Below are 15488 nucleotides of genomic sequence, written 5' to 3'. Positions count from 1 at the left end.
GTTCACTCCGGTGTGGTGGGGTGGGTGTCGACCTGGACGAGGCGGGGCCCGTCGGTCGCGGTCTGCTTCAACTGCTCGCGCAGATCGGCGAGGTCGGTCACGGCGGTGGCGGGCACCCCGTAGCCCGCGGCGAGCGCGGTGAAGTCGAGGCCGGGGATCTCGGTTCCCGGTACGTCCGGTGTGTCGAGCAGCGTTCCGAACCAGCGCAGCGCGCCGTACGTGCCGTTGCGCAGGATCACGAAGGTGACCGGCACCCGGTAGTGGGCGGCGCTCCACAGCGCCGTGATCCCGTAGTTGGCGGAGCCGTCGCCGACGACCGCGACGACCGGCCGGCCGGGGTCGCCCATCGCCGCGCCGACGGCGGCGGGCAGCCCGAAGCCGAGCCCGCCGGACGCCGGGAAGAAGTAGGAGCCGGGGTGACGCAGGTCCATCTGCCGCCACCAGGCGCCGTTGGTGGAGGTCGACTCGACGACGTAGCGGGTGTCGGGCGGCTGGGTGTCGCGGAGGGCGGCGAACACCTCCTCGGGATGGAGGGCGCCGCCGGGAGCGGTGGCGGGTTCGGGTGGGGTCGTGAACTCCCCTGGCCCGCTTGCCCGTTCGGGGAGCCGGGTCAGCAAGGCGGTGAGAACCGGGCCGGGGTCGGCCACCAGTGCCTCCCCCATCGGCGCGCGGGCCGCGGCGTCCGCGTCGTCGGTGACATGGATGAGCCGGGCGCCGTCCGGCAGATACGGTCCCGGCACGTGCTGGTGGTAGCGGAAGACGGGCGCGCCGACGACGAGGACAAGGTCGTGCCCGGCCAGCGCGGAGGACACGGAGCCGATTCCGGCGGGCAGCACACCGCGCAGCAGCGGGTGCCGGTTGGGGAACGGCAGGCGGTGCGGCGAGGGGGCGATCCACACCGGCAGGTCGAGGTGTTCGGCGCAGGCCACGGCCCGGTCGAAGAGTCCGGCGGCGTCGATGTCACCGCCGAGCACGAGCACGGGATTGCGGGCGGCGCCCACCTCCCGCACGAGGTCGTCGAGTTCCGCCTCGTCCGGGACGAGCCCGCGGCGCACGCGCCGCTCCAGGACCTCGGAGGCCTGCGGTGCGAGGTCGGCGTCCCAGTCGTCGTAGGGCACGGAGAGATAGCTCGGCCTGCGCCGCAGTTCGGCCTCGAAGACCGCCTGGGCGAGGGAGCGGGGGACGTCGGCGGCGCAGGCCGGTTCGGCGGAGTGGCCGACGAGCGGGCGCATCAGCTGCGGGGCGTCGACGTTGGCGAGCATCGCCTCCGGGCCGATCGCGGAACGCACCTGCTGGCCAGCCGTGAGCACCAGCGGGGAGCGCGCGTACACGGCGTTGGTGAGCGCGCCCATCGCGTTGCCGGAACCGGCCGCGGCGTGCAGGTTCACCAGCGCCGGACGTCCGGTGACCTGGGAGTGTCCGTCGGCCATGCCGACGACGACGCCTTCGTGCAGGCCGAGGACGTAGCGGAAGGAGTCCGGGAGCCCGGCCAGGAAGGGCAGTTCGTTGGAGCCCGGGTTCCCGAAGATCGTGGTCAGGCCCTGGCGCTCCAGGAAGGCGTGGGCGATGCGGCGTGCGGTCGGCATGCGCGGGCTCCTCCTTGACCGGGGGTGATGTGGTTGAGCCTAGAAATAAAGCCGACCGCGCTCCAATCAATGTTGCCTACTCGCTTCATAGACAGGATCGATATCACGCCTCGTAGACTGACGGATCATGCGGGACTTCGACCTCAATCTCGTGCGCACCTTCGTGCTGCTCTACGAGACCAGAAGCGTGACGGCGACCGCCGAGGCCCTGCACGTGACCCAGCCGACCGTGAGTTACGGGCTGCAGAAGCTGCGCCGCCGTTTCGACGACGAGCTGTTCCGGCGCACGGGCGCGGGTCTCGCCCCGACGACCACGGCCCGCGCCCTGTACGAACCGCTGCGCGGCGCCCTCTCGGAGATCGAGACGACGGTCAGCGGTGCGCGCTCCTTCGACCCGGCCACGGCGCGCGCCGCGTTCACGGTGTGCCTGTCCGACCTGGGCGAGGTGGCTCTGCTGCCGCGGCTGATGGCAGCGCTGCCGCGACAGGCGCCGGGCACCACGCTCACGGTGCGGCCGCTCGACATCCGGGGCGCCGCCGACCAGTTGGGCCGCGGGGAGATCGACGCGTTCATCGCCTCGACACCGCTCGGCTCGCCGCGGGTGGAGCGGACCCCGCTGTTCTCCGAGGGATACGTCGCCGTGGTGGCCCGCGACCATCCACGGCTGCGCGGCCACTCCGTGGACCTCGCCGCGCTCGGCGCCGAACAGCATGTGACGGTCTCAGGGCCCGCCGGGCACGAGGGGCCGCGCCGCGCCCTGGAGGCGCACGGTCTGCTGCACCGCGTGGTGCTCGACGTCACCCGGTTCGCGGGTCTGCCGTACCTCATCCAGGACAGCGAACTCGTGGCGGTGGCGCCGCGGCTGGTGGCCCGCATGTTCGCCGCCGACCACCGGGTGCGGCTGCTGGAGCTTCCGATCGACATCGAACCGGCGCAGGTCGCGGTCTACGCCCGGCACGCGCACGCCCGCACTCCGGCGCAGCACTGGCTGGTGGACTTCATGCGGGAGACTCTCGCCACATACATCCTTTGACATACCTATCTTGTCGGACTTACCTTTCCTTCATGCCTGATTCCCGCGCCTTCGAGCAGGACGTCGAGCGAGTGGCCGGTGCCCTCGCCGCATCCCTGCCTGCGCTGAACCGGGCGCTCGACCGGCGGGTCGGGCAGGACTTCGCGGGGCCCAAGCCGCCGGAGGGCCAGATCGCGCTGCTGCGGTTCGTCACGCAGCAGGAGGGCGCCACCGTGCGCGAGGCCGCGGACGCGCTGCTGATGCGGCCGAACAATGTGAGTGCGATCGTCTCGCAGCTCACCCGTCAGGGGCTCCTGGAGCGCCGGCAGGACCGTGCCGACAAGCGGATCGCCCATCTGTACCCGACGGCGCGCGCCCGGCGTGAACTCGCCGAGGTGCGCGGCCTGGAGGGCAGGCATCTCGCGCAGGCCCTCGAATCCCTCAACGACGGCGAGCTGGACGCGCTCGGTTCGGCGCTCGGCGCGCTGGAGTCCCTGACGCGGGCTCTGCACCCGTCGCCGCAGGTCTAGTACCTGCCCGCCTTCTTTCCCGCTTTCCCGCAGAGCCCTCTCCACTCCCCCGTGCCGGCCCTCCCGCCGCCGGGGGTGGCTCTGTTGTCACCTCTTCCGTCATCGCACAAGACAAGGCCATCCCTTCATGTCATCCACCGACGTGGATCGCTCACGCATGCCCTCGCACCCCGCACCGGCCGCTCCGGTCGCCCCTCACGGCAGGCGGGCCAATCCGTGGCTCACGCTCATCGCCGTCGCGTTCGGGCTGTTCATGGTCCAGCTCGACGCCTCCGTGGTGGCGATCGCCAACCCGGAGATCGGTCGCGCGCTCGACGCGTCGACCGCCGATCTGCAATGGGTCACCAACGCCTATCTGCTCGCGCTCGCGGCCTCCCTGATCCTCGGCGGCAAACTCGGCGACCGGTTCGGGCGGCGCACCTACTACATGGTGGGCGTCACCGGGTTCGTGCTCGCCTCCGTCGCCATCGGCCTGTCCGGGTCGGTCACCGGCGTCATCGTCTTCCGCGCCGTGCAGGGCTTCTTCGGCGGTCTGCTGATGCCGAACACGCTCGGTCTGCTGCGCGCGACGTTCCCGCCGCGCAAGTTCGGTATGGCCGTGGGCATTTGGGCCATGGTCTCCGCCGTGTCCACCGCGCTCGGCCCGATCGTGGGCGGTCTGCTGGTCGAGCACGTCACCTGGGAGTCCGTCTTCTACATCAACGCCCCCATCGGTGTCGTCGCGCTGATCGTGAGCGCGGCCGTCCTCCCCCAGAGCAGGGCGTCGGCCGCGCGGCAGCGCTTCGACGTGCTCGGTGTCGTGCTGCTCGCGCTCGGCCTGCTGTGCGTCGTCTTCGGCGTCGTCAAGGGAGAGACGTGGGGCTGGGCCTCCGCCGGCACGCTGGGTGCGATCGCCGTCGGCATGCTGATCCTGGTGGGTTTCGGGCTCTACGAGAAGCGGCTCGCGCACCCGCTGCTGCCGATGCGTCTGTTCCGCAGCCGTGCCCTGACCATCGGCACGATCATCACCGCGCTCAACTTCTTCGTGATGCTCGGTGTGATCTTCTTCGTGATGCTCTACCTCCAGAACGTGCGTGGCTTCACGCCCGTCGAGGCGGGTGTGCGCACGCTGCCGCTGAGCCTCGCCTCCTTGGTGGCGTCGCCGCTCGGCGCGGCGCTGACGCAGAAGCGCGGGGCGCGCGTCGCGATGCCGCTCGGCATGCTGCTCCAGGCCGCCGCCATGTTCGGGATGCTGACGTGGGACACCGGTTCGTCGTACGCGACGATGTGGCCTCCGTTCATCGCGCTCGGCCTCGGTGTCGGCATGGTGCTGGCCGCCTCGTCCGACGCGATCGTGGGGCAGGCCCCGGTCGAGGACGGCGGTGTGGCGGGTGGTCTGCAGGCCACATCGCTGCAGATCGGTGGCGCGCTCGGCACCTCGGTCCTGGTGTCCCTGATCAGCAGCCGGGTCGGTTCCTCGCTCGTCGGCGAACTGACGTCGGCGGGTGTCCCGGACCGCGTCGCGAACGGTCTGACCGGGGCACAGGATGCCGTGGCCATGGGCGTGGCGCCGGTCTCCGGTGACATGCCGGAGCGGCTGCAGGCAGCCGTGGTGGAGGGCAGTGGCCAGGCCTTCATGAACGGCGTCCACGCCGCGCTCACCGTGACGGGTGTGCTGTGCGTGCTCGGCGCCGTCCTCGCCGCGGCCGGGCTGCGCAGGACCGCACCGGCACAGCACTGACATCGCGGTCGGCGCCCACCGAAGTACGTGGGCGCCGACTCGATCAGCAGCGTCGCAGCCACCGGCCCACCGAAGGCCGTCCCCAGCACGTCGACCACGCCGAGCGACCTGTCTCCGGTGAGCCACATCCAGCCAACCACTCGAACGTGGAGTGTGGTTGGGGCCGTCAGGCCTTGCGATCCGTGTACGGCAGCGCGTCCACGAGACCGGCCAGATCGGCCTCGCTCGGCGCGCTCTCCAGGAAGACCACCCGGTACAGCGCGTAGCCGAGCCAGCTGTCGATCACCGCCCCCGCGTCGAGGTCGGCGGGCAGCTCACCCCGAGCGATCCCGCGCCGCAGCAGCTCGGCCCCCGGCTCGCTCCAGGCCACCAGGAGATCCCGCAGCTCCGCGCGGCCCGCCTCGCCGCGCTCGACGAGCGCACCGGCAACGACGCTCGGGTCACCGAGCAGTGTCAGCGTGCGGACGAGGTCGGTGATGTGGGCCCGGGCGTCCTCGCACACGGAGCCGGTGTCCGGCAGCGGGCCCGGCGCCAGCTGGTCGGTGACGGCCTCGGTGATCACCGCCGCCTTGTTGGGCCACCAGCGGTAGAGGGTCATCTTGGCGACGCCGGCGCGAGCGGCGATCCGCTCCATCGTGACCTTGTGATAGCCGAGCTCGGCGACGAGCTCGCGCGCGGCGCTCAGCACCGCGGCGTGCGCCTGCGGGTCCCGGTAGCGCCCACGCCTGGGACGCGGGGCCGTCGACTCGTCCATGCCTCGCTCCGATCCCCGCGTACGGGAATTTCTAGACAGTACGTATCGTCTAAGAATAGTGACAGGCCCGTCGGCCGACGGCGGACCGCGACACAGTCCCCTCAGGAGGTCCGCAATGAACAACAGGTTCGACGGCAAGGTCGTCCTCATCACCGGTGGCGGCTCGGGTCTCGGCCGGTCCGCCGCGCTGCGGGTCGCGGCCGAGGGCGCGAAGCTCGCGCTCGTCGACGTGAACGCGGAAGGGCTCGCGCAGAGCGCGGCCGAGATCGAGAAGGCCACGCCGGGCGCCGAGGTCCTGACGCTCACCGCCGATGTCAGCGACGAGGCGGAGGTCGAGCGCTACGTGGCCGAGACCACGCGGGCCTACGGCCGGATCGACGCCTTCTTCAACAACGCCGGCATCGAGGGCAAGCAGAACCTCACCGAGGAGTTCGGGAGCGACGAGTTCCAGCGCGTCGTCGACATCAACCTGCGGGGCGTCTTCCTCGGCCTCAAGCACGTGCTCGCCGTCATGCGCGAGCAGGGCAGCGGCACCGTCGTGAACACCGCCTCCGTGGGCGGCATCCGCGGTGTGGGCAACCAGTCCGGTTACGCCGCCGCCAAGCACGGCGTCGTGGGCCTGACCCGCAACTCGGGTGTGGAGTACGGCCGCTTCGGCATCACGGTGAAGGCCATCGCGCCCGGCGCGATCATGACGCCCATGGTCGAGGGCTCCCTCAAGCAGCTCGACCCGGTGAACTGGGAGGAGGCCGGCCGCCAGTTCGTCAGCACCAACCCGATGAAGCGTTTCGGGCGTCCCGAGGAGGTCGCGAACCTGGTGGCCTTCCTGCTCTCCGACGAGGCGTCCTTCATCAACGCCACGGTCGTCCCGATCGACGGCGGCCAGTCCGAGCAGTACTGAGGACCGCCCTGCCGGGATGACCGGCGGTTCAGCGCCGGCCGTCCACCTCGGCCGGCGCGTACGGGGCGACACCGTCGCCGGACGACCGGTCGATCGACCGGTTCTCGGTGACAGTGACGAGCACGTCGCGCGGCCCGGTTCCCGCGCAGGCGGGCGCGAGCCCGGCGATCCGCCGGTACAGCGCCCGCTTCCGGCCGTCGGGCCGCCCGGCGCTCAGGGGGATCCCGCGGGCTCGACACCGTTGTCGCCCTTACCAGTGGTTACAGACTTCGGCCTCTCAACCCCACCCCGGATGTACCCACGTCACCTGATCGACGTAGGGTCCCCTTTTGTTCACCCACAGGGTGGCATCTAGACCTCGACGACCAGGAGCTCTTCCCGTGCCCGCACCGTCTACTGCCCCGGCGCCCATCTACGACCGACTCGTCGACGAGCACGGTGATGTGCTCGCCGACGCGCGTGAGGCCGCGCACAAGGCCGAGCGCACCGCGGAGGGCGTGCTCGACTTCGGGCACGCGGAAGCCCCCAGAGCCGAGCAGGCTCCCCAGCCCCCGCAGCCCTTCCAGGACCAGCAGGCCGCTCCGTCCTTCCAGGAGCAGCAGACGCCGCCGGCCTTCCAGGACCGGCAGGCCTTGCCGTCCCGCCCGGACCAGCAGGCCCCGCAGGGCTTCACCGGCCGGCAGGAGCCTCAGTCCGGCGCCCCGGCGCAGGACGAGCAGGCTCCGCAGTTCCCGAAGGCCTTCCAGCCCCAGCAGCCCCAGGAGCCGACGCAGGAGGGCTGACCGCCACTGCGGCCGGCCCTCCCGGTCGGCGCATTTGCCGCGGCCCTCCCCCACGGGCCGACGGCGTCCGGTCAGGCGCCCACGTACTGCGCCAGGTGTTCGCCGGTGAGGGTGGAACGGTCGGCGACGAGGTCGGCGGGCGTCCCCTCGAAGACGACCTTGCCGCCCTCGTGTCCCGCGCCGGGCCCCAGGTCGATGATCCAGTCGGCGTGTGCCATCACCGCCTGGTGGTGCTCGATGACGATGACCGACTTGCCGGAGTCCACGAGCCGGTCGAGCAGCCCGAGCAGTTGCTCGACGTCCGCCAGGTGCAGACCCGTGGTCGGCTCGTCCAGGACGTAGACACCCCCCTTGTCGGCCATGTGCACGGCGAGCTTGAGCCGCTGCCGCTCGCCACCGGAGAGCGTGGTCAGCGGCTGGCCGAGGGTGAGATAACCGAGCCCGACGTCCTCGAGCCGCTCAAGAATCCTGTGCGCGGCCGGGGTGCGCGCCTCCCCTTCCCCGAAGAATTCCACCGCCTCGGTCACCGGCATCTCGAGGACCTCGCTGATGTCCTTGCCCCCGAAGCGGTAGTCGAGCACCGACGCCTCGAACCGCTTGCCGTCGCATTCCTCACAGGTGGCGGCGGCGCTCGCCATGATGCCGAGGTCCGTGTACACGACCCCCGCGCCGTTGCAGGTCGGGCAGGCGCCCTCCGAGTTGGCGCTGAACAGGGCGGGCTTCACGCCGTTGGCCTTCGCGAAGGCCTTGCGGATCGGGTCGAGCAGACCGGTGTACGTCGCCGGGTTGCTGCGCCGCGAGCCGCGGATCGGGGTCTGGTCGACCGCCACCACGCCCTCGTCGGTGGGGATGGAGCCGTGCACGAGCGAGCTCTTACCGGAGCCCGCGACACCGGTGACCACCGTGAGCACCCCGAGCGGGATGTCGACGTCGACGTCCCGGAGGTTGTGCGCGCTCGCCCCGCGGATCGCGAGCTTGCCGGTGGGCTCGCGCACGGCGTCCTTGACCGCTGCCCGGTCGTCGAGGTGGCGCCCGGTGATGGTGTCGCTCGCGCGCAACTCCTCGACGGTGCCCTCGAAGCAGACGCTGCCGCCGCCCGTGCCCGCGCCGGGGCCGAGGTCCACGACATGGTCGGCGATGGCGATGGCCTCCGGCTTGTGCTCCACGACGAGCACCGTGTTGCCCTTGTCCCGCAGCCTCAGCAGCAGGTTGTTCATCCGCTGGATGTCGTGCGGGTGCAGGCCGATGGTGGGTTCGTCGAAGACGTACGTGACATCGGTGAGCGAGGAGCCGAGGTGGCGGATCATCTTGACGCGCTGCGCCTCGCCGCCCGACAGGGTGCCCGCCGCGCGGTCGAGGGAGAGATAGCCGAGGCCGATCTCCTCGAACGACTCAAGGGTGTGCCGCAGCTTGGCGAGCAGCGGCGCGACCGACGGCTCGTCGAGGCCGCGCACCCACTCGGCCAGGTCTCTGATCTCCATCGCGCAGAGGTCCGCGATGCTCTTCCGCTTGATCTTCGAGGAGCGGGCCAGCTCGCTGAGCCGGGAGCCGCCGCAGTCGGGACAGGTCTGGAAGGTGACCGCCCTGTCCACGAAGGCCCGGATGTGCGGCTGCATCGACTCCCGGTCCTTGGAGAGGAAGGACTTCTGGATCTTCGGGATCAGGCCTTCGTAGGTGAGGTTGACACCATTGATCTTGACCTTGGTGGGCTCGCGGTGGAGGAAGTCGTGCCGCTCCTTCTTGGTGTACGTGCGGATCGGCTTGTCCGGGTCGAAGAAGCCCGAGTCCCTGATGACCCGCACCACCCAGCCGTCCCCGGTGTATGTGGGGATCGTGAACGGGTCCTCGTTCAGCGACTTGGAGTCGTCGAAGAGCTGCGCCAGATCGATGTCGGAGACCGTGCCCCGGCCCTCGCAGTGGGTGCACATGCCGCCGGTGCGGCTGAAGGACACCTTCTCCGTCTTCGTCTTGTCGGCGCCGCGGTCCACGGTGAAGCCGCCCTGGGCCGAGACCGAGGCCACGTTGAAGGAGTACGCGCCGGGCCCGCCGATGTGCGGCTTGGCGAGCCGGCTGTAGAGGATGCGCAGCATCGCGCTGGCGTCGGTGGCCGTGCCGACCGTGGAGCGCGGGTCGGAGCCCATCCGCTGCTGGTCGACGGTGATCGCGGTCGTCAGCCCGTCCAGCACGTCGACCTCGGGCCGCGCGAGCGTCGGCATGAAGCCCTGGAGGAAGGCGCTGTACGTCTCGTTGATCATCCGCTGCGACTCGGCGGCGATGGTGTCGAACACCAGCGAGCTCTTGCCCGACCCGGAGACGCCGGTGAACACCGTCAGGCGCCGCTTGGGCAGCTCGATGCTGACGTCCTTGAGGTTGTTCTCCCGCGCGCCGTGCACGCGGATCAGGTCGTGGCTGTCGGCGGGGTGCGACGTTGACGACGGGGTTCCCGTCCTCGCGACCTTGCTCATCATGTCTCCATCGGGTGTCCACGGCAGCCTGTGAGAGTGCTCGGCGTCGCCTGATTCGGTGTGTTCGATTGTCGCCGTCCTCGCCGCCCCCGCCACCGCAATCGGTGAACACGCCGGGGCGGCCTGCCGACGGACCTGTCATCCGTCTGTGAGGCTATCGAGCACCACTGACAATCCGGTGCTGCACGACTCTCCCCTGGTCACGACCGCGTGCACGCCTATTGACGCAAATTCAAACTCGTCGGTAGCTTCAACTACCAGCGCGCTGAACCCCCTTGCCTCACACGGAACTTGGCCGTCCCCGGCCCTGTTTCGCAGGTTCCGAAGGCTTCGAAGGAGCACCAGATGGCGAACCGCGCGTCCAGCGGCAGACTCACCGCCCTTGCGGCCACGACCGGCGCAACCGCCCTCCTCATCCTCGCCGCACCGGCCCACGCGGCCCCCGAGCCCCTCTCCTACGCCGCCCTGGGCGACAGCTACAGCGCCGCTTCCGGGGTGCTCCCGCTCGACCCGACGGCCAGCCCGTTGTGCGCCCGGTCCACGGCCAACTACCCCCATGTCATCGCCAAGCGCACCGGCGCCGACCTCAAGGACGTGACGTGCGGCGGCGCGCAGACGAAGGACTTCGCCGGCGCCCAGTACCCGGGGGTGGCTCCGCAGCTCGACGCGCTCGACGGTGACACCGATCTGGTGACCCTCTCCATCGGCGGCAACGACAACAACACGTTCATCAGCACGATCCTGGCCTGCGCCTCGGCGGGAGTCGCGTCCGCGGGCCAGGGCCACCCGTGCAAGACCCTGTACGGCGACAAGTTCAGCGACGCCGTCGACACCAAGACGTATCCGGCGGTGAAGTCCGCGCTGCAGGCGGTCAAGAACAAGGCGCCGAACGCGCGGGTCGCCGTCCTCGGCTACCCGTGGATCATGCCGGCGGTCGCGCAGAAGGGCTGCTTCGCGAAGATGCCGATCGCGTCCGGCGACGTGCCGTACGTGCGCGACATCCAGACCCACCTCAACGACGCGGTGCGGCGCGCGGCGCAGGAGACCGGCTCGACCTACGTGGACTTCTCCCAGTCCTCCGAGGGCCACGACGCCTGCCAACCGTCCGGCACCCGCTGGGTCGAACCGGCGCTCTTCGGCACCAACTTCGTCCCCGTGCACCCGAACGCGCTGGGCGAATCGGCGATGGCCGACGCGACGATGGGCGCGCTGGGGATGCGCTGACCGGAGCCCCGGAGCAGTGCCGCGGCCTGACCCGTCAGGCCGCGAACCCCACGTTGGTCACGAACTCGTACGAGCCCCACTGCGAGCCCAGGTCCACGATCTGCTCCACCCACGCGTCGTCGAGGGCCCGGTCGTCGCCCGAGGCCCAGGCGTCGACGACGGCGTCCCAGTGACGCACGTTCAGCGAGCGGAACTCGATCACCCGCTGCTGGGGCCTCGCGACCCGGGACTGGTTCAGCGGGTGGATCTCCACGCGCGTGCCGCGACCCGAGCGGTTGAGCCGGCCCAGGAGGTAGCGGGAGACGTTCTGCCGGCGCACCGTGCGGTAGGCCGCCTCGATGCGCTCCAGGTTCTTCGCGGTGGGGCGGCGCCGCTCGGCGAGCCAGGCGTTGAGCGTGCGGTCGGTGACCGTGAGCCCGGCGGCGCGGGCCGTGGCGCGCGCGTGGTCGCTGCGCGTCAGGTAGTGCAGCCGGGCCAGCAGTCCGCGGCGCGCGGTGACCGGCGTGGCGACGAATCCGGCGAGCCGGTCGAGCTGCCGGGCGACGGCCTCGTGGCCCTTGACACCCTGCGCGCCCAGCTTCCCGAACTCGATGTTCCGCTCCGGCACCGCGCCTCCCGATCCAGTGCTGACACGTCCTCACCACGGTGCCCCGTGGGGCGGTTCGAGGCTACCGGATCATCGTCGGTGCCGCCGTTCCCCGCGCGCGTGCCCCGCCGCCGGGCCCGCTCGGACGAAGGCGATCTCCGGGTATGCCGGTGAGGGCGCGTCGAGGAGCGTGCCGTCCCCGCCGCGCAGCCAGCGGTCGAAGAAGGCCGCGAGATACGCCCGTTGGGCCGCGACCGCGCGGGTGGCGGGCACCGTGCCGACCCACTCCGTCAGCGTCTCGCGCGGCAGGTCGAGGCGGGCCGCGATCTGCGGGAGCAGCGTCGTCGCGTCCGTGTACGTGGTGTGCCGGGAGCCGCGCAGGGTGAGGTCGCGCCGCCAGCCGCCGCTGTGCCGCCACAGCTCGCGCCAGGACGGGACGTTCGTCCGGTCGTTGCCCTCGCTGCCCATCAGGAGCACCGGCCGGTCCACGCCCTCGGCGGCGACGGTCGACAGGTGGCCCTCGTCGTGGTCGTCCTGGACGTACGCGAGCACTCCGTCGAGATTGACGGCGGCGGCGAGCCGCTCGTCGTCGTGCAGGGTCTGCAGCGCGGCGAAGCCGCCCGCGGACTGCCCGAACATGCCGATCGGCGCCCTGCGCAGCCGGTGCGTGGCGAAGGCCCGCTGGACCACGTCGAGGACGAAGCGGGCGTCGTCGACCCGTACGTCCGCCGTCTTCTTCAGCAGTGCGGTCACCGCGGCCGGGCCTGCCTGCTGGGCCCGCTCGAACTCCTGCGGGAGGCGGGAGGCCACCACGCGCCCGTCGGGGAACTCCACGGCCGACACGTCGTAGGGGTGGTCGACGGCGATCACGACGTAGCCGCGGGACGCCAGATCGTCCGTGAGGGTCGTGCCCAGGGAGCGGGGATCGAGGACGCCCGGCGAGTACAGGACCACGGGGTGGGCCGCGCGGCGGTCGAGGGGTGCGGCGGTGTGGGCGAAGGTGCGCGTGGCCGCCCAGTCGACGCGGCCCGCGGGCAGGCCCGCGAAGTTGTTGAGCCGGTCGAAGACCGCCGCCTCCCGCGCCGTCAGCTGCGGCGCCCGTGCGTGTCCGGCCACCGTGCGCGCCGGATACCGCACGTCGGCCAGCAACTCCCGCGCGGCCGCGGATGTCCACGGGTCGCGGCGGGCCCGGTCCACCAGGCGCAGTGTCACCCTGCCCACCGGGTACGGGCCGCTCGGCGCCGGCAGCCGCGGGCGCACCCGCCGTGGCGCGGTGTCGGCCACGGCCGGTGGCGCCGCACCATAGGCCAACAGGGCCGCACCGGCCGCCAGTACGCCGCGCCGGGCCGGTCCACGCGTCGAGATCGTGCCGCGATCATTCATGCGGCAAGATTCACGGCCCCGCGCCCGGCGCACCATCCGGCCAGCGCCCCTTCGTGTCGGGGGCAATCCCCCAGAAGTCACCATGTGGCCAGGTCGCACGCTGTCCACCTGTCGATACTCGCGTCAAAGCCCCGCCCACCTCCTCGTATGCTCGGGGGCGACGCCGACGGACTGATCTTGGAGTGAACACTGGTGGCGCGACGGCCGAGGGACACCTGGGACCGCTTCATCGCATCCGATCCGGGGCTGCTGCGCCTGATGGCGGGGCTGCGCATCGTCGCGGCCATCGGGCTCACGCTCGCCGTGCTCGCGCTGATCGGCACGGATGTGACGCACATGGTCGCGGGCGCGATGTCCGCGATGGTGAGCACCTTCGCGATCCGTGAGAAGAATCTGCGGGGACAGGCGATCACGCTCGCGTGGGGATTCCCGGTGGCGCTCGCTGCCGTGTCGCTCGGCGCGCTGCTGCACAGCAAGGTCGTCGCGGGTGACCTCTTCTTCATCGCGCTGATCTTCAGCGCGGTGTACTTCCGCCGGTTCGGCGACCGCGGCACGGCCCTCGGGCTCATGGGTTTCCAGGTCTACTTCGTGTCGCTGTTCGTGAACGCGACCGTGGATCAACTGCCGGTGCTCGCCGGGACGCTGGCCGTGGCCTTCCTCTCCAGTGCGCTGGCACGTTTCGCGCTGGTGCCGGAGACACCGCAGCGCGTGCTCGGGCGGCTGCGCGGCGCGTTCCGGGCGCGGCTCGCACAGTTGGTGATCGCGCAGACCCGGCTGCTCGACGCCGCGCCCGAGGACCTGGACGACGTACTCAACGAGCTGCGGCACCACACGGCGCGGCTGCACGAGACCGCGCTGATGATCCAGGGGCGCCTGGAGGACGGTGCGGGGGACGCGGCGACCGCCTCGCTGATCCAGCGGCGTATCGCCGACGCCGAGATCTCCGCGGAGCGCCTCGGCATGCTGCTGCTGAACGCGCGCAGCACCGAGCGCGCCGACACCCTGACGCTGCACCTGCCGCACGCGCCCGCGCCCGCCCTCGGCAAGCTGCTGCGCCAGGAGGACGAGGCGACGGCCACGCTCCGCCGTGACCTGAGCGCCCTGCACCTCATGGTGGCGCGCCCCGCCGAGGCCAACCGGGGCACCGCCGTCGCCCACGTCCGCAACCGGCTGCTCGGCTACCGCGACGAGGAGCGCATGCCGCCGGGTGCGACGCTCGCCGTGCAGGACGTGTTCCGCGGCATCGGTGAGGCGGCCCGCGCGGTGATGGGTCTGCGGATCGCGCTCGACGGGCCGCAGGACGAGTCCGACGACTCCCCCGCCACGACGCGTTCGCGCGAGGAGCTGGAGGCGGAGGACATGTCGATCACCGGCACCGTCGCCCTGACCAGCACGGAGAAGGCGGTCGGCGAGGAGGAGGACGACCGCTCGGGCCTCGACCGGCCCACCACCCGCGCCGCGTTCCAGGTGGCGGTCGGCTCCGGTCTCGCGATCGTCGGCGGCGAGTTCCTCTCCAGCCAGCGCTGGTACTGGGCTGTCCTGACCTGCTGGGTCGTGTTCCTCAACACCGCCTCCACGGGCGAGATCGTCATCAAGGGGTACCGCCGGGTCCTCGGCACGGTGCTCGGCGTCCTCGCCGGTGTGCTGCTCGCGGGAGCGGTCGGCAATCACACGTGGCTGGCGTTCGTCCTGGTACTGCTGTGCGTGTTCGCCGCGTTCTTCACCGCGCCCTTGTCGTACGCGCTGATGTCGTTCTTCGTGACCGCGATGCTCGGCCTGCTGTACACACTCCTGAACACCTACAGCTTCGACGTGCTGGTGCTGCGCATCGAGGAGACGGCGCTCGGCGCGGCCTGCGGCATCATCGCGGCGATCCTGGTGCTTCCGGTGCGTACCGACAGTCGCACCGACGAGCTGCTCGCCACCGTCCTCGAGCGGCTCGGCGACGTCGTCGCGGGCGCCGTGGAGCAGCTCAGTGGTGGTCCGGCCGCGGATCTGCTCGACCGGGCGCGCGATCTGGACACCGCCCTGGACGACCTGCGGGCCTCCACCAGGCCGCTGACCCACGCCATCGCGCCGCAGCGCGAGCGGCGGCAGACCGTGCGCTATCTGGTGGCGCTCCTGGAGACGTCGGCGTACCACGCGCGTTCCCTGGCGGCGACCGCCGAGCTGGTCCCGTACAGCAAGCACGTGGCGGCCGATCCGCGGCTCGGCCGGGCGGCGCGGCGCATCGCGCACAACATCGATGTGCTGCTGGCGCAGGTGAACGACGAGGACACCGCGGGCAGCGTGGAGGCCGGTGCCAGCATCGCGGCGATGCTGGAGACGGACGGCCAGGGCGTGCCGGCCGCGAACACCGTGACCTACCGCGTGCTGCGTCACCTCCAGCGGCTCGACGAGGGAATCTCGGGTCTGGCCCGTCCGCTCGGCGTGTCTGTGGGACCGCGCACATAGCGAGGGCCTGGCTTCGGAACCGCTCCGACCTGGGGATACGATCATCGGATCACGTCTTTGCACCTCGATGAGCGCCGACTGGAGCCCCCGC

The 15488-nt window shown here is 71.3% G+C and carries 12 protein-coding genes; 7 read left to right on the top strand and 5 right to left on the bottom strand.

What is annotated here, in order from left to right; all coding sequences use genetic code 11:
• Positions 1–2: 2 nt before the first annotated feature.
• Positions 3–1586: a benzoylformate decarboxylase gene (mdlC, locus tag ACY34M_RS20145; RefSeq protein WP_462722288.1), complete on the bottom strand. Its 1584-nt coding sequence runs from the start codon at positions 1584–1586 to the stop codon at positions 3–5.
• A gap of 127 nt (positions 1587–1713) precedes the next feature.
• Between mdlC and ACY34M_RS20140 the strand changes: the two genes are divergently transcribed.
• The 3 genes from ACY34M_RS20140 to ACY34M_RS20130 all read left to right on the top strand — a co-directional run bounded on the left by ACY34M_RS20140 (position 1714) and on the right by ACY34M_RS20130 (position 4848).
• Positions 1714–2619, top strand: coding sequence for a LysR family transcriptional regulator (locus ACY34M_RS20140; protein WP_462722289.1), 906 nt, complete (start codon positions 1714–1716; stop codon positions 2617–2619).
• 32 nt (positions 2620–2651) lie between these two features.
• On the top strand, positions 2652–3128 hold the full coding sequence (locus ACY34M_RS20135) for a MarR family winged helix-turn-helix transcriptional regulator (RefSeq protein ID WP_462722290.1): 477 nt from the start codon (positions 2652–2654) through the stop codon (positions 3126–3128).
• A gap of 127 nt (positions 3129–3255) precedes the next feature.
• Complete coding sequence (locus ACY34M_RS20130; protein ID WP_462722291.1) at positions 3256–4848, top strand: MFS transporter; 1593 nt, start codon at positions 3256–3258, stop codon at positions 4846–4848.
• Between the two features lie 166 nt (positions 4849–5014).
• Here ACY34M_RS20130 and ACY34M_RS20125 read toward each other — a convergent pair whose 3' ends face one another.
• Entirely contained in the window at positions 5015–5602 is a 588-nt protein-coding gene (locus ACY34M_RS20125; protein WP_462722292.1) for a TetR/AcrR family transcriptional regulator, read from the bottom strand.
• Between the two features lie 115 nt (positions 5603–5717).
• On the opposite strand from ACY34M_RS20125, the gene ACY34M_RS20120 reads away from it, so the two are divergent.
• Positions 5718–6503 (top strand): glucose 1-dehydrogenase, encoded by a 786-nt coding sequence (locus tag ACY34M_RS20120; protein ID WP_422428666.1) that lies wholly within the window; start codon positions 5718–5720, stop codon positions 6501–6503.
• A gap of 380 nt (positions 6504–6883) precedes the next feature.
• Entirely contained in the window at positions 6884–7285 is a 402-nt protein-coding gene (locus tag ACY34M_RS20115) for a hypothetical protein (protein WP_462722293.1), read from the top strand.
• A gap of 71 nt (positions 7286–7356) precedes the next feature.
• On the opposite strand, the gene ACY34M_RS20110 is transcribed toward ACY34M_RS20115, so the two are convergent.
• Positions 7357–9750 carry an ATP-binding cassette domain-containing protein gene (locus tag ACY34M_RS20110; protein ID WP_462722294.1) on the bottom strand — a complete coding sequence of 798 codons (2394 nt, stop codon included), beginning with the start codon at positions 9748–9750 and terminating at the stop codon, positions 7357–7359.
• A gap of 345 nt (positions 9751–10095) precedes the next feature.
• Here ACY34M_RS20110 and ACY34M_RS20105 point away from each other — a divergent pair, with 345 nt between their 5' ends.
• Entirely contained in the window at positions 10096–10974 is an 879-nt protein-coding gene (locus tag ACY34M_RS20105) for an SGNH/GDSL hydrolase family protein (protein ID WP_462722295.1), read from the top strand.
• A gap of 34 nt (positions 10975–11008) precedes the next feature.
• Here ACY34M_RS20105 and ACY34M_RS20100 read toward each other — a convergent pair whose 3' ends face one another.
• Complete coding sequence (locus ACY34M_RS20100; protein WP_462722296.1) at positions 11009–11581, bottom strand: transcriptional regulator; 573 nt, start codon at positions 11579–11581, stop codon at positions 11009–11011.
• A gap of 69 nt (positions 11582–11650) precedes the next feature.
• Positions 11651–12943: an alpha/beta hydrolase gene (locus tag ACY34M_RS20095; RefSeq protein ID WP_462722297.1), complete on the bottom strand. Its 1293-nt coding sequence runs from the start codon at positions 12941–12943 to the stop codon at positions 11651–11653.
• 258 nt (positions 12944–13201) lie between these two features.
• Here ACY34M_RS20095 and ACY34M_RS20090 point away from each other — a divergent pair, with 258 nt between their 5' ends.
• Positions 13202–15397, top strand: coding sequence for an FUSC family protein (locus ACY34M_RS20090; RefSeq protein WP_462722354.1), 2196 nt, complete (start codon positions 13202–13204; stop codon positions 15395–15397).
• The last annotated feature ends 91 nt before the right edge of the window (positions 15398–15488 follow it).

It is taken from the genome of Streptomyces sp. EDA2-14 (genome assembly GCF_054963755.1).
This window is presented reverse-complemented; position numbering and strand designations above follow the sequence as displayed.

Bases quoted from the DNA above. Each gene is read 5' to 3' on its own strand.
- ACY34M_RS20135 (WP_462722290.1), top strand. From the start codon at position 2,652: ATGCCTGATTCCCGCGCCTTCGAGCAGGACGTCGAGCGAGTGGCCGGT.
- ACY34M_RS20130 (WP_462722291.1), top strand. From the start codon at position 3,256: ATGTCATCCACCGACGTGGATCGCTCACGCATGCCCTCGCACCCCGCA.
- ACY34M_RS20125 (WP_462722292.1), bottom strand. From the start codon at position 5,602: ATGGACGAGTCGACGGCCCCGCGTCCCAGGCGTGGGCGCTACCGGGAC.
- ACY34M_RS20105 (WP_462722295.1), top strand. From the start codon at position 10,096: ATGGCGAACCGCGCGTCCAGCGGCAGACTCACCGCCCTTGCGGCCACG.
- mdlC (WP_462722288.1), bottom strand. From the start codon at position 1,586: ATGCCGACCGCACGCCGCATCGCCCACGCCTTCCTGGAGCGCCAGGGC.
- ACY34M_RS20090 (WP_462722354.1), top strand. From the start codon at position 13,202: ATGGCGGGGCTGCGCATCGTCGCGGCCATCGGGCTCACGCTCGCCGTG.
- ACY34M_RS20095 (WP_462722297.1), bottom strand. From the start codon at position 12,943: ATGAATGATCGCGGCACGATCTCGACGCGTGGACCGGCCCGGCGCGGC.
- ACY34M_RS20120 (WP_422428666.1), top strand. From the start codon at position 5,718: ATGAACAACAGGTTCGACGGCAAGGTCGTCCTCATCACCGGTGGCGGC.
- ACY34M_RS20110 (WP_462722294.1), bottom strand. From the start codon at position 9,750: ATGAGCAAGGTCGCGAGGACGGGAACCCCGTCGTCAACGTCGCACCCC.
- ACY34M_RS20140 (WP_462722289.1), top strand. From the start codon at position 1,714: ATGCGGGACTTCGACCTCAATCTCGTGCGCACCTTCGTGCTGCTCTAC.